The organism is Pseudomonas sp. SJZ103 (assembly GCF_007828335.1).
Taxonomy (GTDB): domain Bacteria; phylum Pseudomonadota; class Gammaproteobacteria; order Pseudomonadales; family Pseudomonadaceae; genus Aquipseudomonas.
In genome coordinates this window covers 408533-432685 of sequence record NZ_VIUN01000003.1, presented here as the reverse complement: position 1 = coordinate 432685, position 24153 = coordinate 408533, and the positions used below count along the sequence as shown (strand labels likewise).

The window sequence follows — 24153 nt, the reverse complement described above, 5'->3', positions numbered from 1 at the left end:
CAATTCTGTGGTGAGCGGGCTTGCCCCGCGCCGGGCTGCGCAGCAGCCCCAATAAAGACACTGAGATTTTGCTGTTAAAACTAAGCGCCTGGTTTTGGGGCCGCTTCACAGCCCTACTTACAGCCCGGTATTCCCAGGCGACTCCAACACCTTCACCACATCATCAATCACCGCCTTGCTCATCTCCTGCAAATAATGCGACGCCCAGGCATGACGGTCCGTCTCCTTGGTCATCGCTGCATCTTCGGCGAGCAGCTTGGCAACGTGGAGCAAGTCGGAAACGTGATGCAAGGCTTCATGCAGGGAAACACCGCTGTTGACGCGGAACAGAGGTTGGTCGGAGTGAAAGGAGAACGGGGTGACGCCGAGGGTGGTTAACGCAGAGGGATTTGGAGCGGTCATCGGTAAAACTCCCATATCGAGTAAGAGCTACCACGTTCGTTCTCAGGCAAATGGGTGGCAGCTGTGCGCAGGCTGAGAAACCGGAGATACAGGAACCCGGCAGACCCGAAGGTCTCCCACGCACAGCCGCCATTGCACGAATTTTCAGGCGAAAAAAAACGCCTTCAAAATCGGGTGTTGGGGGCGCTTGGTGCGCCTGCATCTTGCCGGGTTCTCAGGCCCGATCGCTGAATTGGCAGCGACGGGGGGAGGTTAGCGTGGTGAGAGGTGAGGAGCAATCGGGAAAATGGATTGGTTGATTTTTCAGCTCGTCTTGAAATGTTGCGGCCGGGCGTTGATGCCATTATTTGTTTTATGGATACGCCGTAATTATTGCCAATACATAATTCAGCATAAAGGATGAAATCTGGAGTTTTGGCGCGAAAGGTGTGATTCAACAGGTAGGGAGGTGAGGCGGGAAGGGGCTGATCGAGGATGAGTGTCCCAGAAAAAACAAAGCCGCTGCATTGCTGCAGGGACTTCGTCTTATATGGTGCGGCACCAGACGAACGGTAGCGGTCGGCGGGGCTAGGTTTTCTGCGAGTCTGGAACGCGTTGGAAAATTCGGCGTACCCCAACTGGTGACTATATATAAATCAGCTAGTTATGGATTTCAGTGGAATCGAACCGGGATTTTTTGGGAGGCAGCCGAATGCTGTCGTGCACCTAATAGTAATGTCGTAACCTATGAAATGTATCCCGCGAGTGGCAATAGGCTGCAGGCGATCTAGTGCAGACAATCGGCATTGGTATGAATCGGCCAGAAGCAATTTCTGGCAACTGACTGATTTGCCGAAAGCAAACGCATCGACCATAGCAAACACCTGCTGACGCGGAATTGATCTGTCCAGTGGAAAACGGTGGCCCATAAAGTCAACACCGGCAATGGTTCGATGCTCTGGAGTGATGGCTCATGTGCAATCTATTCCGACATCAGGGACGTGCGACGGGGGCCGGGGCTACCGCGCTGTGACCAGGTTGTAGCAGGTGTTTCCTTGTCAGATGCTTGACGCGCCGACAAAGCAACAAAAGCATGGATGCCATGGATGCTCAACCCTCGCCAGGTTCCTTATTGCGAACTTTCTCGACTTCGTCAGGCACACCAACCGGGCCCTGACACTCATCAAGAACGTTGCGGTAAGGAGGCTATATTCACCTATGAAGGGGCTGAGTGGACCAGCAGGCCCGACCGCGAACCCAAGATATCACTTACCTTTACGGCTTAGGAGCCCTGGATAAGAAAATCCATTCCGTTTGCTCGAAGGCATGCCCTTGCAGTTGCTGAATATGCTGCCTCCGATGATGTCAAACGTGAGATTTTCTCCAAGTGTCTTTCAAAACGGGCATGATCTTGGGGCGTACAGCTGTCGTAGTCTGGAGGGCATACCTCCAAATATTCCTCCAGCCAATCTAAAACTTCCCTCCATTTTAGTTTGCGAGCTGCCACTAGGCGAGGACTGTCAAGAAAGAGCAAGTGTGTAGTGAGCTCAACTTTTTTTCTGACTATTGGATTAGTTGCGTCTGAAGGCTTAGGTAATCCTGTTTCGTCAAAAGTAAGCAATTTTGGATCATGTTCGTTCGTAGGATCGAGCAGGAGATACCGCTCTTCTCCGGTAATTCTATTGTCCCACGTTGCTCGTCTCGAACCTTTCGCTAGCGGAAAGTAATCCCACTTCCCTCTAACTACACCTGTATTATCTTTGTGTGGTGAGTTTGAATAACTACCTGCAACACGGTAGTTTTCCCAATGGAAAGCTAACCACTGATAACCATCGTACTCTGTCCCATCTAAGTCTATTGACTTTCCTTTAGGTCGAAAATGATCAACATGGAAATCGGAAACTGCGTCAGGAGCCTCTGAGTACCAGCACTTGCCGAAAGACATTGCGAGCAAAACCTCTTTCAGTTCAGACCACAGCTTATTATTACTGTTTATCAGCTTCGCGCGCTCATTCTTTGTTGTTAATTTTTCTAAGCGAGCAGTGAGCGCAGTCGCTTTAGCAAGCCACTCTTGTGGTATTTTAGTGTTCTCCAGATGAATAAATATCATTTGGCCTCACTCCGCCGAGCTGTTATCTTAGCTAATATTTTTTTTGCGACTTCGTTACGTGCGGCTATTTCTTCTGAGGAAAATACGGTAAAGCGATCTTTTTTAATATCTTCAAATGCCCTTAGGAATAGCAAATATTCTTCCTCTCGGTCCTCCAGCAAAAAACCAAGCCCCTTCAATTTTTTATTTATTTCAAACAAACTCCTCTCTTGAGCATCGGATCTCTCTTCTAAGCGTAACAACGCATTTCGACTATCAAGCTTGGACTGTGTATCGGGGTCTACGGTACTTGGCATACCAAAAATCTGAGTTAGAATATTGGTGAAGCCGAGACCTCTAGGATCAACTCTAGGCGGGGAAACAATAGTTTTATCTTTGTCAGATATAGACATGACTTGCACTTGAGATGCCTTTAAGCTTCCCATTGTTAACGGGTCATGGCTCGTAAGAATAATATGGCTTTCACTATTTTTAGAAGTGACCTCATTTATAAGGTTTAGGTAGTTCCATTTCCACATTGGATTCAGATGCGTATCAGGCTCGTCAAGTAAAAACAAACTTTCCCCGCGCCCAGTAAACCGCATAAGCCCAAGCACGCTGAGTAACTGCTTCTCGCCATCACTAATCTCGTGAAATGGTATTTCACCATTTACTTTATCTTTGTCGACCCAGATTTTTACATCCCTTATCAAGTCAGAGATATCCAGCGTTTCCAACAATGAGAAGAAGGATTTCTCATCACCAAAAGATTCTGCGATTTGTTTTAAATCTTCTTGGTTTTTTATGAAAATATATACTTGATCTTCACCTCCAGGCTTTGTCCTGTAATCGTCTTGCTCACGAGAGGTTCCTGATATTGGAGCTAATGAAAACTCCCAAAGCTTATCAAGCAGAGCCCTCACCAGACCCGATGAATACCAAAATCTAGGATCGCCGTGTGTCCGTTGATGCTCTGTTGGGGTGGCATTCGCCCACCTTGGTTTCCTTAGTACTAATAGTGCACTATTAAAGCCTGTAATTTGAAACTGTCTCTTCAGAAATGTCTTAGCTGAATGAGCGCCAAACGCAAAATAACTCAATAGGGCTAATTGACCATAGGACTGACGACAGTAAAACAGCCGGCGAAGTTCTACATCGTGAATGTCTTCAGTTTTGGACTCTGGAGAAATAACCCGTTTATAATATTTAACTTGATGCTTATCAAACAAAAACTCTAGCCTGCGACTAGAGCCAGAGTAGTAGCCAAAAACATGTGCAGGTAGATATTTTGTTTTTTCAGAAAAGAAATCGGCTCTCGATTTGACTTTCTGATTAACCTTTATACTTATGCCCCTTTTGCCAAGGTTGTTATTGATCTCTATTTGATTTCCATAGCAAGTATATGAAATGTGATATCGGAAACTGGTAGTTTCTTCTAAATCAAGATCTCGAAAGATAGTGACGAGCGCTTCAATTACGTTAGATTTTCCTGAGCCATTAGCCCCAATTAATACAGTAGTCAGTTCGTCCTCATCGAAATCTATAGAGGCATCAACTAAATTTTTAAATTTCTCTAGTCTTAACCAGTCAAGCCTCATCGTTAATCTCCAGGATATCCTTTTCCCGACCTACGACTATGGTCTCGACTAGTATATCTGCTCGTAGCAATTTATAAAAGTCTTCGATATCCATACCGCTCGTCATCCATAGGTCTTTAGCCTTGGCCTGGCCGCCTAGCTCTTTAAGCTTAAGAACTAAGTAGGAATTAGTTGCAGCAGACTCTTGATCAATACTCTTCCCTGCTGTGGGCTTGTTTGTTTTGGTTGGTCCAGCCCCCACTTCCTTATTTGATCGCATATCTCTGAGTTTTTCTGCCAATCGCAGTTTTGATCCAGATACGGCATTTGACAGGTGCGTAATATCAGCTGCATCCGAGTCATCTAGAACAAAGTCACCAGAAAAAATCTTGTTCATTACTTCGCTTTCGAGATTAGGTAGTAGCTCTAAAACTTTATTGAGCTCAGCTCGAAGTGATGATGCCTTTTTATCCGCCTTTAAGAATTCTCCTACCGCCGCTTCCTGATCTGTAATTGGGGGGCAAGGAATCAGCAGATTCATTAGCTCGGTTGCATTTATATTATTAACACCGCTCGTGGATCTAGCAGCACTCTCAATCTGCTCACGTACTTGCGGAGATTGAAGCATGCAATTCAGATAGGGTGGTGAAACTTTCGTTAAATCTGGTCGTATACGGATTAAATAACCAGCATAGACCATATCTATATGCGCTTGAGAAACTACTGCTGTTCGACCTACTAAGTCCACGCTACCATTGGATCGAACGATCAAAATATCTCCAGCTTGCAGTGACAGTTTCTTCAATGCGGCATCATCAAGCTCAGTGTACTTCAGCTCTTTGGTTGATATCTCTCCATCGACTATGTTTGGGATTCTAAGTACTGGTGTGCCTTTAGAGTTTGGGTAACTCTTTTTTGATGTGCCATAACGGATATCCGTCACAACTTCACTTAGTGGGGCAGGAGCATTAGCTATGCCGCGCGAGTATATAGAACCGAGAGTCACTGTTTTGTATTGATGTGTCTGTGCAATACAAGGATCCAATTCTGCTCTGGTAGCATTTATACGAGCTTGTACATTTTTTAGTCGCTCTAGGATACGTTTCTGAATTTTAATACAAGGGAATGCGATTTCTATCGATTCGAGATCTTTTCTCGTAATGTGCCGTAATCCAACGCCACCCTGTGCCTTGTCGATAATTGAGCTCAGATTGTGCTTTATCACCAACTCCATAAATTCAGGCATGACGACTGTTTCGTCGATTATGACTTTGAATATATGTTGGTTTAATACAGCGTTTTCGCCGCGCCAAACGTGAGCGCCAAACGAGGTTCCTGGAGTTCCAGACCACGCGAAAAGCAAATCGCCGCTAGACACACGGTGCCGCTCATCAACTGGACCTAAAAAATAATTATATTTTGCCTGTGCATTATTTAGATTTTGTATTCTTATAATAGGTAGTCCGCTATCCGACCACTCAGTTACCTTAAATGCCCTGCCGTTAATAAAATGGCATACATCACCCAAGCACGTTTTCACCCATCCCGCTGGCAAGACATCCATAATCACTCCAGGAAAACCGGATTTTCAAGATCTTCAATGAGGCTTTCTACCTCATCTAAAGCGTTTCTTAAATGCCCAATAATAGCTACTGCAATCTCTTCTGGTTCAGAAAGACTTTGCTCCAAATTGATATCTTGGCTTTTTAACCATGTGATATCGAGATTATCATCTCTCTGTCGAATTTCATCTCGACTCACGCAACGAAAACGACCGAGTTCGCCTTGATCAACTCTAATTGCAGACTTATATGACTTTTCGAAATCTGAAAAATAGCTTTCCGTAAGTGGGTTCTTTTTTCCAAAGTTTGGCATGTTAGTGCGCATGTCGTAGAACCAAACTTTTTGCGTGTTGTTAACGTCGCTAAAGCCCCGGGAGAAAAATAGAACATTTGTTTGAACCCCCTGCGCATAAAATATACCGCTGGGCAACCGCAGGACTGTATGCAAATCGCATAGATCCATTAGCCAAGTGCGTAGTCTATTCGCTGGGGAACCACCGAACAAAACATTGTCGGGTACGATTACAGCTGCTCTTCCGCCAGGTCTTAAAGCCCTTATAGCGTGTTCAACAAATGGTAACGGACCAACACGATCTCCCGCCGTAATAGTGAAGCTTTCTCGATCAACCAATCCAGTCATTTTATTAAATGGGGGATTGCTCAAAACAATATCAGCTGATCCTAAATCATCACCAGCATCCGAGAGGGTGTCAGTGCAATTGACTTGACTTTGGATTCCATGCAAAAGCAAATTCATCAGGCAAAGCCGATGAGTATCTTGAACCCATTCGTTTCCGACAAACGCTTTAAATTTTTGAAATTCGCGTTGTACAATACTTAGTGAGTTATAGTTATCGGTATGATCTTTGATGTAACGATCCGCAGCAATTAAGAATCCGCCAGTGCCTGCAGCAGGATCTTGAACTACTTCACCTACTTTTGGTGCTATCAGTCGAACAATTGAATCAATTAGAGGGCGGGGCGTAAAATATTGGCCTGCTTTAACTTTAGTCGCTGAAGTAGTCTTGTCTAAAAGGCCTTCATAAATGTCACCTAGACCATCTGCTCTAGCCGAAAACCAATCAAGTTTGTTAATTGCTACAACCAATAGATTTAGATCTTTAGAGGTGCGGATATGCGTTCTAGCATCTTTAAATATTGCTAGTGTTAATCTATCTTGATTTTTTTTGGGATTGCCCAGTATGTCTAGTATTCTTTTGTAGTAAATTAACTGGGCTTCACCGGTCTTGGCCGCTAACTCGCTCCAAGTGTAAGGGCTATCAATGCGAATATTATCTTTTGTTTCTTCCAACATTTTGAGGAATAAAAGATAAGTGAGTTCGGTAACGTAGTTGTGGTAAGAAATACCCGCCGACTGAAGGGTTTTACATTCTCGCCATAGCTTTGCTACGTTGTCCGCAGTTGATTGTGCTGACTTTCTCTTAGCAGGCATGCTCTCTTTGGCCTCAAAAACCACGCTGTCATGTGAAGAACGAACATCATGATTGGAACTGGGTGCCGAGCCGAAACTCGTCGAATATCCCTCTAGGATAGCATATTCCATCCTTTAATTTCCTTCTGGGAGCCTCTTTCTCTATTGCTTTTAAAAAAACTATTGGTTTGAGCATTTTTACTGCCCATGCGGACCTAATCAAGTTGCTGAAAATTCCAGCGCCCCAAACTTCTACTCTATGGAGCAGTGGCAGTGAGCTGATTGCTAATGGGTCATCGCTTCGGCGGTGATAGGGTCAATTTTGGCGTCGGCGGTACACGCTCGAACACCCATGTTCTTTCTAGCTTTGTTGTGAGCAGTTTTACGGTAAGAAAATAGCGATAACGCGTCGACTCACTGCGCTGGTTCAAATGGTAAGCGAGAAACCAAGCAAGGTGTTTCCTCTGCCAAGCCCACGGAATATCACGTTTCCAGCGCTTCGCGATTGCCGCTTGGATCACCTTCGCCTGCCGTAGATGACGTTGACGCGTGGCATATGATCCTGTCAGAACTCCCGCCATAAAAAGCTCCATATCGAATGGCTTACTCATGTTCGACCACCGATATATGCGGATACCACGTCGATACGGCCGTGCCCTAGCTCGTAGCTGATTTGTATTCGTGCCTCCTGATCGAGACGTCGGTCGAGTTGATAGCAATGGCCACCGTTGATGGGGGCGGGATGGTGGGTGATTTGCTCATAGCGTTCGCACGCATAGGCTGCCCGCAATTCGTGGAAGCCTTTGAGGTTGTACTGATGGAGGATGTCCCGTGCAGGACGGACGATTCCCCGTTGGAAATCGAGGTAGGTTTCGTTCGGTGCAAGTAGGTTGCGGCTACCGTCGGGTGAGACCTGTTCGGCGAATTTCAGCGCCTCGCGAATATGATCATCCGCCCTGATCCAGCGAGGTGCCGAGGCACCTGAGCGGCCCCCCTTGGTGCCATCCTGGATGTTGATCTTGCCGTATTGTTCGGCCTCACGTTTTAAGCGCGGAAGGTCGGCCAAAATGGCCTCACGTAAGCGCATGCCGGTGGCTCGCGCTAATTGAGCGATGGCCGCGGCACGCGGCTGCTGGTGTGCGCAAAGCACCTCTACGACCCTCTTCACATGTGCGCGGTCTTGGCCTTGCGGCACCGAACGACGAACACTGGTGCGCCGCATTCCTAGCGCCTTGCTCGGACTCGGTACTTTCACATACTGATCACCGCGAAGCGCTGCCAGGGTCCGATTTGACGCTGGATAATCGGTTTTGCGCAGTGGCGATGGCGAGATCGCTGCGCTCAACCAGGTGACGCAGATGCTCCGCGTAATCCAGCAAGGTCTGCCGATCAATCTGCCGTGCATCATTAATTCCCGGGCCATCCTCCGACCGACACCAGCGCACGAACGTCTGCCAACGATCACTGTGTGCTTTGACCGTCCCGTAATGCCCACCGCCAAACAGGTCTTTCAGTGCCTGCGGCCCGGCATAGCTCAATTGCCGGCCATAGCCAAAATTACGCCCCTCCCGTCTACCGACCAATCCCATGATCAAACTCCTCTCGAAGCCAAAACGTTTCAAACCTTCCTCACGTCATCCCGCCAAGAGTGCTGAGTGTTATCAGGGATCAAGGCCCCTGCGACCTGTGAGGGTTGTCCACTAACGCGGGACTGGCGGCTCCTTACGACCGGGAGCTTGGGCATCTCATGATCTGGCCTCCTGAACACTTCCGAAGGAGTGGGCGGGTGGAGGCTGCACTGGCTGACGAGACCGGCGCGGCGAGATCCTGAGTGAGAGAAGGCAGTGATGCGATGACCGGGGCATGCCTGACTGTCAGTCAGGTGCAGTCCATTCCTGAGGCTGCGGCACCATCATCGGCATCGCTGTTGCTGGTGACTTCGGTGTTTGTCACGCCGATTGTCACGAGAGGGAATGCCGCAAAGCCCCATGCGATCAGGACTGCAGCAGCGGTAGGAGCGCCCGTCTCTTTCCAGAGAAAGAGACGGGCGTAGGTTGGCGCAGTGGAATGGCCAAGCGGATGAGTTGCTGCAGCGCAGCTAGGAAGGGGTATGAGTTGCCGCAGTGGGCACTCCCTAGAAGTAGGCATCCATCACATGACTGTGACTGTGCGAGCTGCCGGACGCTAATCGCACTTTGGGAGAACCACCACGGTGTGGCGTAGCCTTAAAGGTTCTGGCTACCTGGGTTGCTGTCAAAGACAGCGCTTTGCCCGATCTTTTCTACGCCTGTGGATAATTTGGGTCAAGGCTCGAATTTTCGGGAATTCTGCGGCTGTGGATGAAATTATCCACCGGTGGAAATCAGTGGTTTTCCACAGACAGTTGCGTGGGCTTTAGATTTCTCAAATGAGGTCCATCCAAGCAGGGCGGCTTTGCAGCCCCGCTTGGATGGACCCGCGTGGAAGGGCGGACAACGGTGATCTCACAGGCTTACCCACGTTTGGATGCGCCACGGCTATTTTGTAGGGCGGTGATGTTGTTGCCGACTGGGTGAGCGAATTCGTGAGGCGTTACATGGCCGCTGCGATTGGCATCAATGTAGTTGCTCCACCACGCCATGATCAGCCTGCGCTGCTCCAGAAATTCAGCTTTGTGGATATACGCGGCGCGCACGCGGTTGCGTTCTTTGTGGCTCATTTGTCTTTCGATGGCTGCGTCGGTCCATAACCCGGACTCAAGCAGGGCGCTACAGGCCATGGTCCTGAAGCCGTGGCCGCACACGTCCTTGCTGGTGTCATAGCCGACGTTGCGGAGCATGGTGTTCACCGTGTTCTCGGACATGGGCTTCCAGTACTTGTGGTCGCCCGGTAGCACCAACTCTGAAAAGCGACTCAGGCCGCGCAGGCGCTCCAGTATTTCGATGACCTGTGGCGACAGCGGGACCATTTGAATGTCGCCGTTCATCTTGGTCCCTCGTGTGGAGTTGCGTACCCCTTCAATCGGTGCGCGTGTATCGGGGATTTCCCACATGGCGCGTTGGAGGTCGAACTCACTCCATCGAGCGAAGCGCAGTTCGCTGGAGCGGACGAATACATGCAACGTCAGCAGGACGGCGAGGCGTGTCAGCTCGCGGCCGTTGTAGTTGTCGATACGGTGTAGCAGTTCGGGTAGGCGGTTGAGGGACAGGGCCGGGCGATGGACTGTGCGCGGCGCGTGAATCGAGCCTGCCAGATCCAGTGCAGGATTCATGGTGATCTGCCGAGCCCTTTTGGCCCCGCGCATGATGGTGGATAAGTAGTTCTGTACCCTTAACGCGACATCCATGGTGCCGCGCATCCTTGATGCGCTGGGTGATCTCTAGCAGGTCATGGGTATCGAGTTCGGCGATGGGTCGTTGGCCGATGAGCGGGAAGACGTGGGTGCGCAGTCGGCTCATTACGGTTTTTGCGTGGCCTTCGGTCCAGCGGCGGGACATATCAGCGTGCCACTCCAGGGCAACGGTTTCGAAAAGCAGTGCCGCCCGCTGGGCTACGATCTTGGCCTTCTTCTTTTCTTCCATTGGGTCGAGGTTGTCGAGCAGCAATGCCTTGGCTTCGTCTCGCTTACGCCGTGCGACTGAAAGGGTAACTATGGGGTAATTGCCGATGATGAGCGTACCTTCCTTGCCGTTGGGCTTGGTGTACTTCAAGCGCCAGGTCTTCACGCCATTGGGTTTGACGAAAAGGTACATGCCGCCGCCGTCGAACAGTTTGTAGGCGCGTTCGCGGGGTTTGGCCGTGCGGCATTGCAGGTCGCTGAGGGGGATCGCTAGACGTGGCATAGGGGTACGCGCTCCTGACCGGAAAATCGCAGTACCCCTAACATACCCTCGGGGAAGGGGGATTTTGTTGGATCCCGACAGAGGGTCCTGGAACGAAAAAACCCGCCAAAGGGCGGGTTTTCGGGGCTTCCAGAGCATTCAGTAGAATGCAATGGAATCTAATGTGGTGCCGGCACCAGGAGTCGAACCCGGGACCTACTGATTACAAGTCAGTTGCTCTACCAACTGAGCTATACCGGCGTGTTAGGGCGACGATTATAGCGATTGGCAACGTTCTGTAAACCCCTGAATTCTGACTATTTTTGCAGAGACCGAGCTTTTTCCACCAACGCCCCTTTTTCCGGCAAGCACGGGTAGGATTCTTCCCTCGTCGCCGAGCGGTCTGGCCGGCGCGATCTTGAATTCATCTCTATCTAAGGAAGCCCCACGTGAAACGGACTCTCTCCCTGTGCTTCACCTCACCGCCGCTCTCAGCGCGTGCTCCACTACCAAGCCCGGCAACGACTCCGCGCTGGTCGGCACTTGGAAAGGCCTGCGTACGGAAACCGGCAAATGTCAGTTTCTGTCGTGGACCAACAACCTCAAGCCCGATGGCCGTTTCACCATTACCTTTTTCCGCGATGCGCAGCAGACGCAGGTGATTCAGACCGAGCAGGGTTCGTGGTCGGCGGCCAACGGTAAGAATGAGTTGCGCACCGATGGGGTGCGTTCGCCGGATGTGTACACCTATCAGCTGGTGGATCCGGACACGGTGCATTACGTGAGTGTCGCGGCTGACCCTACCAGCGATTGCCAGGATGGCTACGAATTCACCGAGCGGCGGGTTCGTTAACAAGCCTGACGGTGATCAGGAAGTCCCGTTCAGGGGGCGACCCCCGAGGAGCTACCGGGTGGTGTGGGCTCTCTCCTCTATCTATAGAAGCTGCATCCATAGGAGCTGCGCAGACATACACCGGCCGTGCCTTTACGGGCGACCGCCGGGCGGGTTTTGCCTTGAATCCCGCCGCGGTTTGCGTATTCTGTCGCGCGATATGAATAGTAGGTTTAATCGCAAAATCGTGTAGGCAAATTTTCGAGACAGGTTTGAGCCAATCGATTATCTGTTTATGGGCATGTCAGATTTGTGCCGTTTCTGACCACTAGGCCAACAAAAATCACGATAAATCAGTGCAAGTCCATGTTCTTACGAGGGATGCATTTTTCTCGGTGAAATAGTCATAAAAATGGCGCCATGCCGTTCGTCGGATAATACCCGGTTAAAATCATCAAAATACTGACACTATCATTGTGATATCACAGAATACCTCGGCCAACACATAACTATAAAAATACAAGGTCAGCCCATTGCTGACCTTTTTATCGCCTTTAAAGGGCAAACCAGGTGGGGAGGGGCAGTGAGTGAGTCGAGCAGATGACATTTCAAAACTATTCAACAAGCTGGGTGCCAACCCGAATGGCTACCGCGAAATCGACTTTATCCATGAGTTCATCGAGGACGAAGTAGAGGTCCTGGAAAGCCCGGAGGTTGTTGCTCCCCTGCCTGCATTGGCAGCTCTTTTAGATGAAGCCCCATCGGCTCCGTTGTTGCGTTTGCTCGAAGAGCTGAACCATGGCGACGCCGACCACCTGCCCCTGCCCGAAGTGGTACAGGGGCCGCAAGGCGAGGTGTATTCGGAGCCGTCCACGCCGAAAGTGGTGGTGGTGGTTTCGGTCAAAGGCGGCGTCGGCCGTAGCACCTTGGCAGCTGCGGTTGCCAGTGGCTTGCAGCGCCAGGGTCACCCGGCGCTTGCCCTCGACCTTGACCCGCAAAACGCCCTGCGTCATCACCTGTGCCTGGGCCTCGACATCCCTGGTGTCGGCGCCATCAGCTTGCTCAACGAAGGCTGGGAAGCCCTGCCCGAGCGCGGCTTTGCCGGTTGCCGCCTGGTGGCCTTCGGTGGCACTGACCACGAGCAGCAGCAGAGCTTGAATCGCTGGTTGGGCCAGGATTCCGAGTGGCTTGGCAAGCGTTTGGCCAGCCTTAAACTGAACGGCCAGGACACGGTCATCATCGACGTACCGGCCGGTAACACCGTGTACCTCCGCCAAGCCATGTCGGTCGCCGACGCGGTGCTGGTGGTGGTGCAGTCGGATGTGGCGTCGTTCAGCACCCTGGACCAGATGGACAGCGTGCTGGCGCCATACCTGCAACGCGCAAAACCACCACGACGCTTTTATGTGATCAATCAGTTGGACGCCGCCCACCGGTTCAGCCTGGACATGGCCGAGGTGTTCAAGACGCGCCTCGGTACTGCCCTGTTGGGCATCGTCCACCGCGACCTGGCGTTCAGCGAAGCCCAGGCCTGCGGGCGTGACCCCCTCGACCCTACCGTCAACAGTATCGGCTGCCAGGACGTCCACGCCCTGTGCCGTACCTTGCTCGAACGCATCGACTCGGACCTCCCATGACCGACAATACGTCTTCCACGCCCTTCGTCGAAGGGCGCGCTGAACAGCGCCTGAATGGCGCCATCGCGCGCTTCAATCGCTGGCCTGCGGCGCTGCGTACGGTGCTGGTATTTGCCAGTTGCGTGCTCGGTGCCCTGCTGCTTATGGGCGTTATCAGCGCGCCGCTGGACCTCTACAGCCAATGCCTGTTTGCCGCCGTGTGCTTCATGGCGGTGCTGGTGCTGCGCAAGGTCCCGGGGCGCCTGGCAATCCTCGCGCTGGTGGTGTTGTCGCTGGTGGCCTCGTTGCGCTACATGTTTTGGCGACTCACCTCCACCCTGGGTTTTGAAACCTGGCTCGACATGTTCTTCGGCTACGGCCTGGTCGCCGCCGAGTTCTACGCCCTGATCGTGCTGATCTTCGGCTACGTGCAAACCGCCTGGCCGCTGCGCCGCACGCCCGTATGGCTCAAGGCCGAGCCGGAAGAATGGCCGACGGTGGATGTGTTCATCCCCACCTATAACGAAGCGCTGAGTATCGTAAAACTGACCATCTTCGCCGCCCAGGCGATGGACTGGCCCAAGGACAAGCTGCGCGTCCACGTGCTCGATGACGGTCGCCGTGACGAGTTCCGCGACTTTTGCCGCAAGATCGGCGTGAACTACATCCGCCGCGACAATAACTTCCACGCCAAGGCCGGTAACCTCAACGAAGCATTGAAGGTCACCGACGGCGAATACATCGCGCTGTTCGACGCCGACCACGTGCCGACGCGCTCCTTCCTGCAAGTCAGCCTGGGCTGGTTCCTCAAGGATCCGAAGCTGGCGATGCTGCAAACGCCGCACTTCTTCTTCTCGCCGGACCCGTTCGAAAAGAACCTCGATACCTTCCGCGCCGTGCCCAACGAGGGCGAGCTGTTCTACGGCCTGGTGCAGGACGGCAACGACCTGTGGAACGCCACCTTCTTCTGCGGCTCGTGTGCGGTGATTCGCCGTGAGCCGCTGCTGGCAATCGGCGGGGTGGCCGTCGAGACCGTGACCGAAGACGCCCACACCGCGCTCAAGCTCAACCGCCTGGGCTACAACACGGCGTACCTGGCTATCCCGCAAGCCGCGGGTCTGGCCACGGAAAGCCTGTCGCGCCACATCAACCAGCGGATTCGCTGGGCGCGGGGCATGGCGCAGATCTTCCGCACCGACAACCCGCTGCTGGGCAAGGGCCTCAAGTGGGGCCAGCGCATCTGCTACGCCAACGCTATGTTGCACTTCTTTTATGGTTTGCCGCGTTTGGTGTTCCTCACCGCGCCGCTGGCCTATTTGGTCTTTGGCGCGGAGATTTTCCATGCATCGGCGCTGATGATCGTCGCTTATGTACTGCCGCACCTGGTGCATTCAAGCCTGACCAACTCACGCATCCAGGGGCGCTTCCGGCACTCGTTCTGGAACGAGGTATACGAGACCGTACTGGCCTGGTACATCCTGCCGCCGGTGCTGGTGGCGCTGGTCAACCCCAAGGCCGGTGGCTTCAACGTCACCGACAAGGGCGGCATCATCGATAAGCAGTTCTTCGACTGGAAGCTGGCGCGCCCTTACCTGGTGCTGTTAGCCGTGAACCTGGTCGGCCTGGGTTTTGGTATCCATCAGTTGATCTGGGGCGATGCGTCCACGGCCGTGACGGTGGCGATCAACCTGACCTGGACCCTCTACAACCTGATCATCACCAGCGCCGCCGTAGCCGTGGCCTCGGAGGCGCGCCAGGTGCGTTCCGAGCCGCGCGTCAGCGCCAAGCTACCGGTGAGCATTATCTGTGCCGACGGCCGTGTGCTGGATGGCACTACCCAGGATTTCTCGCAGAACGGCTTCGGCCTGATGCTCACCGATGGTCACTCGATCACCCAGGGCGAGCGCGTGCAACTGGTGCTCTCGCGCAACGGCCAGGACAGCCTGTTCGATGCGCGCGTGGTGTTCAGCAAAGGGGCGCAGATCGGCGCCCAGTTCGAACCCCTCAGCCTGCGCCAGCAAAGCGAATTGGTACGCCTGACCTTCTCCCGCGCCGACACCTGGGCCGCAAGCTGGGGCGCCGGCCAACCGGATACGCCGCTGGCGGCCCTGCGCGAAGTCAGCTCCATCGGCATTGGCGGCCTGTTCACCCTCGGCCACGCCACCCTACACGAACTGCGTCTGGCCTTGAGCCGCACCCCCAAAAAACCGCTTGATACGCTGATGGACAAGCCATGACCTCGAAGATTTTCGCTCGCCCTCATCCGCGCCGTGCACTCGCGCTGATGATAGCCTCGCTGATGGGTTTCAACACCCTGGCGCAAGCTGCCGAGCAGGCGGTGACCACCGTGCCCGTGCAAAGCACCGACAACGGCTACAGCCTGACCCTCAAGCAATTGGGGCGTCGCGACACCATGAACCTGCAAGGGGTGGAGTCTTCCGACAGCGTCAACTTCGACATTCGTGCCGACGAAGTGGTCAAGGGCGCGCAACTGTTGCTCAAGTACAGCTACTCGCCGGCGTTGCTGGCGGACCTGTCGCAGATCAACGTGCTGGTCAACGGCGAAGTAGCCGCCAGCCTGGCGTTGCCCAAAGAGGGTGCCGGCACCCAGCAAGAACAACTGGTGCAGATCCCGCCGAAGTTGATCACCGAATTCAACCGCTTGAGTCTGCAGTTCATCGGTCACTACACCATGTCCTGCGAAGACCCGTTGCACAGCAGCCTGTGGGCCAAGATCAGCAACAGCAGTGAGCTGAAAGTGCAGGTCGAGCCGATCGTCCTCAAGGACGACCTGGCCGTGCTGCCGCTGCCATTCTTCGATAAGCGTGACGCGCGCCGGGTGAGCCTGCCGTTCGTGTTCGCCACCGCGCCGGACAGTGCCGCCCTGGAAGCGGCCGGTGCGTTGTCGTCTTGGATCGGCGGCCTCGCCAGCTACCGTGGCGCGACCTTCCCGACCACCCTCGGCGAGCTGCCGGCCAAGGGCAATGCCATCGTGCTGGTGCAAACCGCCGAAGCCATGGATGTGCACGGTGTCGCCATCGCCAAGCCGACAGGCCCGACGTTGACCCTGATCGCCAACCCCACCGATGCCAATGGCAAGCTGCTGATCGTCACCGGCCGTGACGCGCAAGAGCTCAAGCGCGCCGCCACCGCCGTGGTGCTGGGTAGCCCGGTATTGGCCGGCAACAGCGTGGTCATCACCAAGCTCGAAGCCCTCGCGCCGCGCCGTCCCTATGACGCCCCGAACTGGCTGCCGAGCAACCGCCCGGTGCGCCTCGGTGAGTTGGTCGAGCAGCAGAAGCTTAGTGTGTCGGGCTACAATCCCGGCGCCATCAGCGTCGACATGCGCCTGCCGCCTGACCTGTTCAACTGGCGTGAAGAAGGTGTGCCGCTGCACCTCAAATACCGTTACACCCCACAGCAGGTGTCGACCAATTCCGCGCTGCTGATCGGTCTGAATGACCAGTTCATGAAGTCCGTGGCGCTGCCGTCGGTGACCAACCTGGGCGGCGGTCAAACCCTGCTCGACCAGTTGAAGAAAGACGAAAGCCTGCCCCGTGAAGTGACGACCCTGTTGCCGATCAGCTCGGCATCGCCCAAGTCCAAGCTGCAGCTGCGCTTTATGTACGACTACATCAAAGAAGGCGAATGCCGCGACATTATCGTCGACAACATGCGCGGTTCCGTCGACCCAGACTCTACCCTCGATGTCACCGGTTACCAGCACTACATCGCCATGCCTAACCTGGGTGTGTTCAACGACTCCGGTTTCCCGTTCACGCGCCTGGCCGACCTGTCGGAATCCGCCGTGGTCATGCCAGACAACTTCGGCACCGATGAAATCACCGCTTACCTGACCGTGCTCGGCCGCTTCGGCGAAGCCACCGGTTACCCGGCGACTGCCGTGAAAGTGGTACAGGCCAAAGATGTGCAAAGCGTCGCCGACAAGGACCTGCTGGTGCTCGCCACCGCCGCCAACCAACCGCTGCTCAAGCAGTGGCAGCAGTACCTGCCGGCGACCAGCGATGGCGCGCAGCATCAGTTCCTGTTGTCGGACCTGCCGCGTTATGTACGCAGCTGGGTCAGCCCCGATCCGGCGGCCAATATCCACAAGGCCAATACCGGGATTACCTTCAACAGCTTGAGCAGCAGCACCTGGCTGGCCGGTTTCCAATCGCCGCTCAAGTCCGGGCGCAGCGTGGTACTGATCGCCAGCAACCAGCCGCAAGGCCTGCTGGAAGCTACCTCCGCCCTGATCGGCGGTGACGACTACAAAGATTCGATCCAGGGCAGCCTGGCGGTGGTGCAAGGCACGCAAATCAGCTCGCTGGTGGCGGACGAGCAGTACTACGTCGGCAAGCTCAACTACTTCAAGTTCATGCAGTGGCAACTGTCCCAGAACCTGGGGTGGATGCTGTTGATCACCTTCCTCAGTCTGGCGGTGGTCACGTCGCTGATCTACCTGTCGCTGCGTGCCCGTGCAAAACGGCGGTTGGCATGAGCCTGCTGCGTAGCATGGCCCTGATAGCGCTGGGCTCGCTGATGTGTGCAGGTGTGGCGCAGGCGCAGAGCTGTGACTGGCCGTTGTGGCAGAACTATGCCAAGCGCTTCGTGCAGGACGACGGCCGTGTGCTCAACTCCTCCATGAAACCTACCGAGAGCAGCTCGGAAGGGCAGTCCTATGCGATGTTCTTCGCCCTGGTCGGCAACGACCGTGGCAGCTTCGACAAGCTGTGGACCTGGACCAAGGCCAACATGTCGGGGGCCGATATCGGCCAGAACCTGCCAGGTTGGTTGTGGGGCAAAAAGCCTGACGACACCTGGGGCGTGATCGATCCCAACTCCGCCAGCGACGCGGATTTGTGGATGGCCTACGCCCTGCTCGAAGCGGCCCGCGTGTGGAATGCGCCGCAATACCGCGCCGATGCGCAATTGGTGCTGGCTAATGTGGAACGCAACCTGATCGTGCGTGTGCCGGGCCTGGGCAAGATGCTGTTGCCAGGGCCGGTGGGTTACGCCCATGCCGGTGGTCTGTGGCGATTCAACCCGAGCTACCAGGTGCTGGCGCAGCTACGTCGCTTCCATAAAGAGCGGCCCAATGCAGGCTGGAACGAAGTGGCCGAAAGTAACGCGCGGATGCTCGCCGACACCGCCAGCAACCCCCATGGTCTGGCGGCCAACTGGGTCGGTTACCGCGCGACCAGTACCAACACCGGGCTGTTTGTGGTCGACCCGTTCTCCGATGACCTGGGCAGCTACGACGCGATCCGCACCTACATGTGGGCCGGCATGACCGCCAAGGCCGATCCACTGGCGGCGGGCATGCTCAAGTCCCTGGGGGGCATGTCACGGGCGACGGCTGCGGCGGCCACCGGCTTCCCGCCGGAGAAAATCCACGTCACCACCGGCGAAGTCGAGAAGAACAATGGCTATTCGCCGATCGGCTTCTCGGCGTCGACCATTGCCTTCTTCCAGGCCCGAGGCGAAACCGCCCTGGCACAACTGCAAAAGGCCAAGGTCGACGACGCGCTCAACAAAGCCCTGGCGCCCTCGGCGCCGGACAGCACGCAGCCGATCTACTACGACTACATGCTCAGCCTGTTCAGCCAAGGCTTTTCCGATCAGAAGTACCGTTTTGAACAAGACGGTACGGTCAAACTTTCCTGGGAGGCAGCATGCGCCGTCACACGCTAGCCATTGCGATTCTCGCCGCCCTGGCCTCGACCGCCGGCTTCGCTGAAACCAGCGACCCGCAGTCCCTGCTGATCGAGCAGGGCTACTACTGGCAGGCGAAGAAAAACCCCGAGCGGGCGCTGGAGACCTGGCAGAAACTGCTTAACCTGAGCCCCGAGCAGCCGGACGCGCTTTATGGCATCGGCTTGATCCAGATGCAGCAGAACCACCCGGCCGAGGCGCAAAAGTATCTGGCCCGACTGCAAGCGCTGAGCCCGGTGCCGCGCCAGGCGTTGCAGTTGGAGCAAGATATCACCGTCAACATGCCGGAAAATGCCAAGCTGTTGGAGCAGGCGCGTGAATTGGGTGAGCCCGAAGACGAGCGCGAAAAGGCCGTGGCCTTGTACCGTCAGATTTTCCAGGGCCGCCAGCCCCAGGGCCTGATCGCCCGTGAGTACTACAACACCCTGGGTTTTACCGCCAAGGGCACCAATGAGGCCATTGCCGGCCTGCAGCGCCTGACCCGTGAGCGGCCCAACGATCCGATCGTTGCGCTGTTCCTGGCCAAGCACCTGGCGCGCAACCCGGCTACCCGGCCGGACGGTATCCGTGCGTTGGCCAAGCTGGCCTCGAACAACGACGTGGGCGGCAACGCCGATGAAACCTGGCGCTTTGCGCTGGTCTGGCTCGGCCCACCGAAGCCGGACCAGGTGTCGCTGTTCCAGCAATTTCTCACCGTGCACCCGGATGACACCGAGATCCGCGCGCTCATGGACAAGGGCATCGCCCAAGGCAAGGGCGGCGGTGCCTGGCAGCGTGATCCGCAGATGACCAAGGCGTTCAAGGCCCTGGACGACGGCGACTTGAAAACCGCCGAGCCACTGCTCACGGCGCGTCTTGCGCAAAAATCCAATGACGTCGATGCGCTTGGTGGCATGGGCGTGTTGCGTCAACAGCAAGAGCGTTTCAGCGATGCGGAAAACTACCTGGTGCAGGCCACGCGCTTGCCCGGTGGCGCCGCGTGGCAGTCGGCCCTGAACGACGTGCGTTACTGGAACCTGATCAGCCAGAGCCGTGACGCCCAGCGCGCCGGCCGCGGTGCCCAGGCCCGTGACCTGGTGGCCCAGGCCGAGCGCCTGAACCCGGGCCAACCGGGTGCGGCAATCGCCTTGGCCGGTTTCCAGGCCCAGGACAACCAGTTCGACGTTGCCGAAGCCGGCTACCGCAAGGTGTTGGCCCGTCACCCTGGCGACCCGGATGCGCTCAGCGGTTTGATCAACGTGCTGTCCCAATCCGGCCAGCCGGATGAAGCCCTGAAGCTGATCGACTCGGTGTCGCCGGCCCAGCGCGCCAAGTTTGCGCCGAGCGTGAAAATCAACGCACTGCGCGCTACCCAGGTCGGCAAACTGGCCGAGCAGCGCGGTGACCTGAAGGCCGCGCAAGCCGCCTACCGCCAGGCCCTCGACGCCGACCCGGAAAACCCCTGGACCCGCTTTGCCTTGGCGCGCATGTACCTGCGCGACGGTCAGATCCGCAATGCGCGTGCCCTGATCGACGGCCTGCTCAAGACCCAGCCCAACCAACCAGATGCGCTGTACACGAGCACCCTGATGTCGGCTGAACTGAGCGAGTGGAAACAAGCCGAGGCCACCCTCGGGCGTATCCCCACCGCCCAGCGCACGGCGGACATGAACGAGCTGGCGATCGATATCGCCCTGCATCAGCAGACGGACATCGCCATCGAAACAGCGCGCCGTGGCCAGCGTCCGGAAGCCCTGGCGCTGCTTGGTCGTTCCGAGTCGCTGGCCCGGCAAAAACCTGAGCGTGTGGCTGTGCTGGCTGCTGCTTATGTTGAAGTGGGCGCCCCGCAGTTCGGCCTGGACATGATGCAGAGGGTGGTGGAGAACAACCCCAACCCGACTGTCGACCAGAAACTGCTGTACGCCAACGTGCTGCTCAAGGCCAACAAGTACAGCGAGGCGGGCGAGATCCTGCGCGAAGTGCAAGGCCAGCCGTTGACAGAGATCGGTCGCCAGCGCTATGACGATTTGATCTACCTGTACCGGGTCAAGCAGGCCGACGCCCTGCGCGAGAAGAACGACCTGGTGGCGGCCTACGACATGCTTTCCCCGGCCCTGGCCCAGCGCCCGAACGACGCATTGGGTGTCGGTGCCCTGGCGCGCATGTACGCGGCCAGCGGCAACGGCAAGAAGGCCATGGAGCTGTACACGCCGTTGATCCAGCAGAACCCGAATAATGCGCGCCTGCAATTGGGTCTGGCGGACATCGCCCTGAAAGGCAACGACCGCAGCCTGGCACAATCGGCCAGCGACAAGGCCCTGGCGCTCGAACCGGGCAACCCGGAGATCCTTACTTCGGCGGCACGCATCTATCAGGGCCTGGGCAAGAACAGCGAAGCCGCTGAACTGCTGCGCAAGGCCCTGGCGATTGAAACCGCGATGAAGGCCAGGACCCAGGTGGCCCAGGCCGAACCTCAGGGCAAATCGTATAACCCCTTCGTGGGCTTGCCGGGCCAGCGCCGCCAGGTCACCGACCTGACTGTCGCCGGCGCCGTGCCGCCGCCGATCGATGCACCGACCAAGACCGTTACGTCCAGCGCGTTTGCCAGCGCGACGTCCAACGACCTGAGCGACCCGTTTGTGCCGCCGTCGACCATCGCCTCCATCGACAGCCCCGAGCTGAGCCCGGCACGGCGTGCGCTGGATACCATCCTGCGTGACCGTACCGGGTATGTGGTGCAGGGCTTGAGCGTACGCAGCAATAACGGCGAGAAAGGCTTGAGCAAGATCACCGATGTGGAAGCGCCGTTCGAGGCGCGCATGCCGGTTGGCGATAACACCATAGCGTTGCGCGTCACGCCGGTGCACTTGAGCGCGGGCAGCGTGGGCAGCGATGCGTTGTCGCGTTTCGGCAAAGGCACCACCACCCCGGCGGGCTCCCAGAGCGACACCGGTGTTGGCTTGGCCGTCGCGTTCGAGAATCCGGATGAAGGCTTCAAGGCCGACGTCGGGGTCAGCCCGTTGGGCTTCCTCTACAACACCCTGGTGGGTGGCGTGAGTGTGTCGCGTCCGTTCGAGGCCAATTCGAACTTCCGATATGGCGCCAATATTTCCCGGCGTCCGGTCACCGACAGTGTCACTTCCTTCGCAGGTTCCGAAGACGGCGATGGCAACAAATGGGGCGGCGTCACCGCCAACGGCGGCCGTGGTGAGCTGAGCTATGACAACCAGAAACTGGGCGTCTACGGCTACGCGTCGCTGCATGAATTGCTGGGCAATAACGTCGAAGACAACACCCGTCTGGAACTGGGCAGCGGCATCTACTGGTACCTGCGCAACAACCAGCGGGACACGTTGACCCTGGGTATCAGCGGCTCGGCGATGACCTTCAAGGAAAACCAGGACTTCTACACCTACGGCAACGGCGGTTACTTCAGCCCGCAGCGCTTCTTCTCCCTGGGCGTGCCGATTCGTTGGGCGCAAAGCTTTGATCGCTTCAGTTACCAGGTAAAAAGTTCGGTAGGCCTGCAGCATATCGCGCAAGATGGGGCGGATTTTTTCCCTGGCGAAAGTAGGCTGCAAGCGTCCAGGAATAATCCCAAGTACGAGAGCACCAGCAAAACCGGCGTCGGCTACAGCTTCAACGCGGCTGCCGAATACCGTCTCAGCTCGCGGTTCTACCTGGGGGGTGAAATCGGACTCGATAACGCCCAGGATTACCGCCAGTACGCGGGTAATGCTTATCTGCGCTACTTGTTCGAAGACCTGAGCGGACCTATGCCTTTGCCGGTCAGCCCGTACCGTTCTCCTTATTCCAACTGATTAAATCGGAGTTATTCATGCCTGTTTCTGCGATTGCCGGCCTAACCATGCTGGTACTGGGCGAAAGTCATATGAGCTTTCCCGATTCGTTGCTCAACCCGCTGCAAGACAACCTGACCAAGCAAGGCGCGGTGGTTCACTCCATCGGTGCCTGTGGTGCTGGTGCGGCGGATTGGGTCGTACCGAAAAAAGTCGAGTGTGGCGGCGAGCGCCTGCCCACCGGCAAAGCCGTGATCTACGGCAAGAACGCCATGAGCACCACGCCGATCCAGGAACTGATCGCCAAGGACAAACCCGACGTTGTCGTGCTGATCATCGGTGACACCATGGGCTCGTACACCAATCCGGTATTCCCCAAGGCCTGGGCCTGGAAAAGCGTGACCTCGCTGACCAAGGCGATCACCGACACCGGCACCAAGTGCGTGTGGGTCGGTCCGCCGTGGGGCAAGGTCGGTTCCCAGTACAAGAAGGACGACACCCGCACCAAGCTGATGTCGGCTTTCCTGGCCAGTAACGTGGCGCCGTGCACCTACATCGATTCGCTGACCTTCTCCAAGCCGGGCGAGTGGATCACCACTGACGGCCAGCACTTCACCATCGACGGCTACCAGAAATGGGCCAAGGCCATTGGTACAGCCCTGGGCGACCTGCCGCCATCGGCCTACGGTAAAGGAAGCAAATAATGAAACGAATGACCCTGGGCCTGGCTACTTTGCTCGCCAGTGTCAGCGCCTACAGCGCCGACATCCCGTTGTACCCCACCGGCCCGGAGCAAGACGCAGCGTTCCTGCGTTTTGCCAATGGCGCTCCCGGCGAGTTGAAGCTGGTGGCGGACGGTTCCAAGGCCAGCCTGGTGTTGAGCGGGGATAAAGCCGTGTCGGACTTCCTGCCGGTGGTGGGGGGTGACAAGCCGATCAAGGGCGTGTTGAGCCGCGACGGTAAAAACGCCGACCTGTCGGTGACCGTGGCCCCCGGCGAATTCGCCACCGTGGTCGCGTTGGTCGACGCCCAGGGCGCCACGCGCCAGTTGGTGGTGCGTGAGCAACCGGACGACTTCAACGCGCTCAAAGCTTCCCTGGCCTTTATCAACGCCGACGCCGCGTGCGCCGACGCCAGCCTGGAAGCCGTGGCGCAAAAAGCCGAGCTGTTCAAGAAGGTGGCTGAAGGTGCGGTGCAGCGCCGCATGATCAACCCGGTGGAGCTGTCGGTGCAGCTCAAGTGCGCCGGTGCTCCGGTGGGCCAGCCGCTGACGTTCACCCTCAAGGCGGGTGAGCGCTATAGCGTGCTGGCCGTCCCTTCGGCTGCAGGTTCGAAGTTGCTGTTCGCCTCCGACGCACTCGCTAACTGAT

At 56.1% G+C, this 24153-nt stretch carries 14 protein-coding genes, 1 tRNA gene and 2 pseudogenes; 8 read left to right on the top strand and 9 right to left on the bottom strand.

Annotation, left to right across the window (positions count from 1 at the left end):
- Positions 1 to 117: 117 nt before the first annotated feature.
- The 9 genes and pseudogenes from FBY10_RS10040 to FBY10_RS09995 all read right to left on the bottom strand — a co-directional run bounded on the left by FBY10_RS10040 (position 118) and on the right by FBY10_RS09995 (position 11102).
- Positions 118 to 402 carry a DUF3077 domain-containing protein gene (locus FBY10_RS10040; RefSeq protein ID WP_131696946.1) on the bottom strand — a complete coding sequence of 95 codons (285 nt, stop codon included), beginning with the start codon at positions 400 to 402 and terminating at the stop codon, positions 118 to 120.
- Positions 403 to 1663: 1261 nt separating this feature from the next.
- Entirely contained in the window at positions 1664 to 2491 is an 828-nt protein-coding gene (locus FBY10_RS10035) for a hypothetical protein (RefSeq protein ID WP_145335847.1), read from the bottom strand.
- Positions 2488 to 4068, bottom strand: a complete 1581-nt coding sequence (locus FBY10_RS10030; RefSeq protein ID WP_145335849.1) for an AAA family ATPase — start codon at positions 4066 to 4068, stop codon at positions 2488 to 2490. Before FBY10_RS10030 ends, FBY10_RS10035 begins: the two co-directional genes overlap by 4 nt.
- Positions 4058 to 5611 carry a restriction endonuclease subunit S gene (locus FBY10_RS10025; protein WP_145335851.1) on the bottom strand — a complete coding sequence of 518 codons (1554 nt, stop codon included), beginning with the start codon at positions 5609 to 5611 and terminating at the stop codon, positions 4058 to 4060. The genes FBY10_RS10030 and FBY10_RS10025 overlap by 11 nt, the downstream gene beginning before the upstream one ends.
- Positions 5612 to 5613: 2 nt before the next feature.
- Positions 5614 to 7173: an N-6 DNA methylase gene (locus tag FBY10_RS10020; RefSeq protein WP_218571035.1), complete on the bottom strand. Its 1560-nt coding sequence runs from the start codon at positions 7171 to 7173 to the stop codon at positions 5614 to 5616.
- 161 nt (positions 7174 to 7334) lie between these two features.
- Complete coding sequence (locus tag FBY10_RS10015; protein WP_145335853.1) at positions 7335 to 7652, bottom strand: hypothetical protein; 318 nt, start codon at positions 7650 to 7652, stop codon at positions 7335 to 7337.
- A pseudogene (locus FBY10_RS10010) lies at positions 7649 to 8630 on the bottom strand (integrase domain-containing protein). The gene FBY10_RS10015 and the pseudogene FBY10_RS10010 overlap by 4 nt, the downstream one beginning before the upstream one ends.
- A 902-nt stretch (positions 8631 to 9532) precedes the next feature.
- Positions 9533 to 10862, bottom strand: a pseudogene (locus tag FBY10_RS10000) (tyrosine-type recombinase/integrase).
- A 164-nt stretch (positions 10863 to 11026) separates the two neighbouring features.
- A tRNA-Thr gene (locus tag FBY10_RS09995) sits at positions 11027 to 11102 on the bottom strand.
- 208 nt (positions 11103 to 11310) lie between these two features.
- On the opposite strand from FBY10_RS09995, the gene FBY10_RS09990 reads away from it, so the two are divergent.
- From FBY10_RS09990 to FBY10_RS09955, 8 genes are all read left to right on the top strand, one after another.
- Positions 11311 to 11694, top strand: a complete 384-nt coding sequence (locus tag FBY10_RS09990) for a hypothetical protein (protein ID WP_256663407.1) — start codon at positions 11311 to 11313, stop codon at positions 11692 to 11694.
- A 566-nt stretch (positions 11695 to 12260) separates the two neighbouring features.
- On the top strand, positions 12261 to 13310 hold the full coding sequence (gene bcsQ / locus FBY10_RS09985) for a cellulose biosynthesis protein BcsQ (RefSeq protein ID WP_371920966.1): 1050 nt from the start codon (positions 12261 to 12263) through the stop codon (positions 13308 to 13310).
- The gene (gene bcsA / locus FBY10_RS09980; protein WP_131696938.1) at positions 13307 to 15526 is read left to right on the top strand and encodes a UDP-forming cellulose synthase catalytic subunit; all 2220 of its coding nucleotides are present in this window, start codon (positions 13307 to 13309) and stop codon (positions 15524 to 15526) included. The genes bcsQ and bcsA overlap by 4 nt, the downstream gene beginning before the upstream one ends.
- Complete coding sequence (bcsB, locus tag FBY10_RS09975) at positions 15523 to 17790, top strand: cellulose biosynthesis cyclic di-GMP-binding regulatory protein BcsB (protein WP_131696937.1); 2268 nt, start codon at positions 15523 to 15525, stop codon at positions 17788 to 17790. Before bcsA ends, bcsB begins: the two co-directional genes overlap by 4 nt.
- The gene (gene bcsZ / locus FBY10_RS09970) at positions 17787 to 18983 is read left to right on the top strand and encodes a cellulose synthase complex periplasmic endoglucanase BcsZ (protein WP_131696936.1); all 1197 of its coding nucleotides are present in this window, start codon (positions 17787 to 17789) and stop codon (positions 18981 to 18983) included. The genes bcsB and bcsZ overlap by 4 nt, the downstream gene beginning before the upstream one ends.
- On the top strand, positions 18965 to 22804 hold the full coding sequence (locus FBY10_RS09965) for a cellulose biosynthesis protein BcsC (RefSeq protein ID WP_131696935.1): 3840 nt from the start codon (positions 18965 to 18967) through the stop codon (positions 22802 to 22804). The genes bcsZ and FBY10_RS09965 overlap by 19 nt, the downstream gene beginning before the upstream one ends.
- A gap of 17 nt (positions 22805 to 22821) precedes the next feature.
- Positions 22822 to 23487, top strand: a complete 666-nt coding sequence (locus FBY10_RS09960; protein WP_027605099.1) for an SGNH/GDSL hydrolase family protein — start codon at positions 22822 to 22824, stop codon at positions 23485 to 23487.
- Complete coding sequence (locus tag FBY10_RS09955) at positions 23487 to 24152, top strand: DUF4397 domain-containing protein (RefSeq protein ID WP_131696934.1); 666 nt, start codon at positions 23487 to 23489, stop codon at positions 24150 to 24152. The genes FBY10_RS09960 and FBY10_RS09955 overlap by 1 nt, the downstream gene beginning before the upstream one ends.
- Position 24153 lies beyond the last annotated feature (1 nt).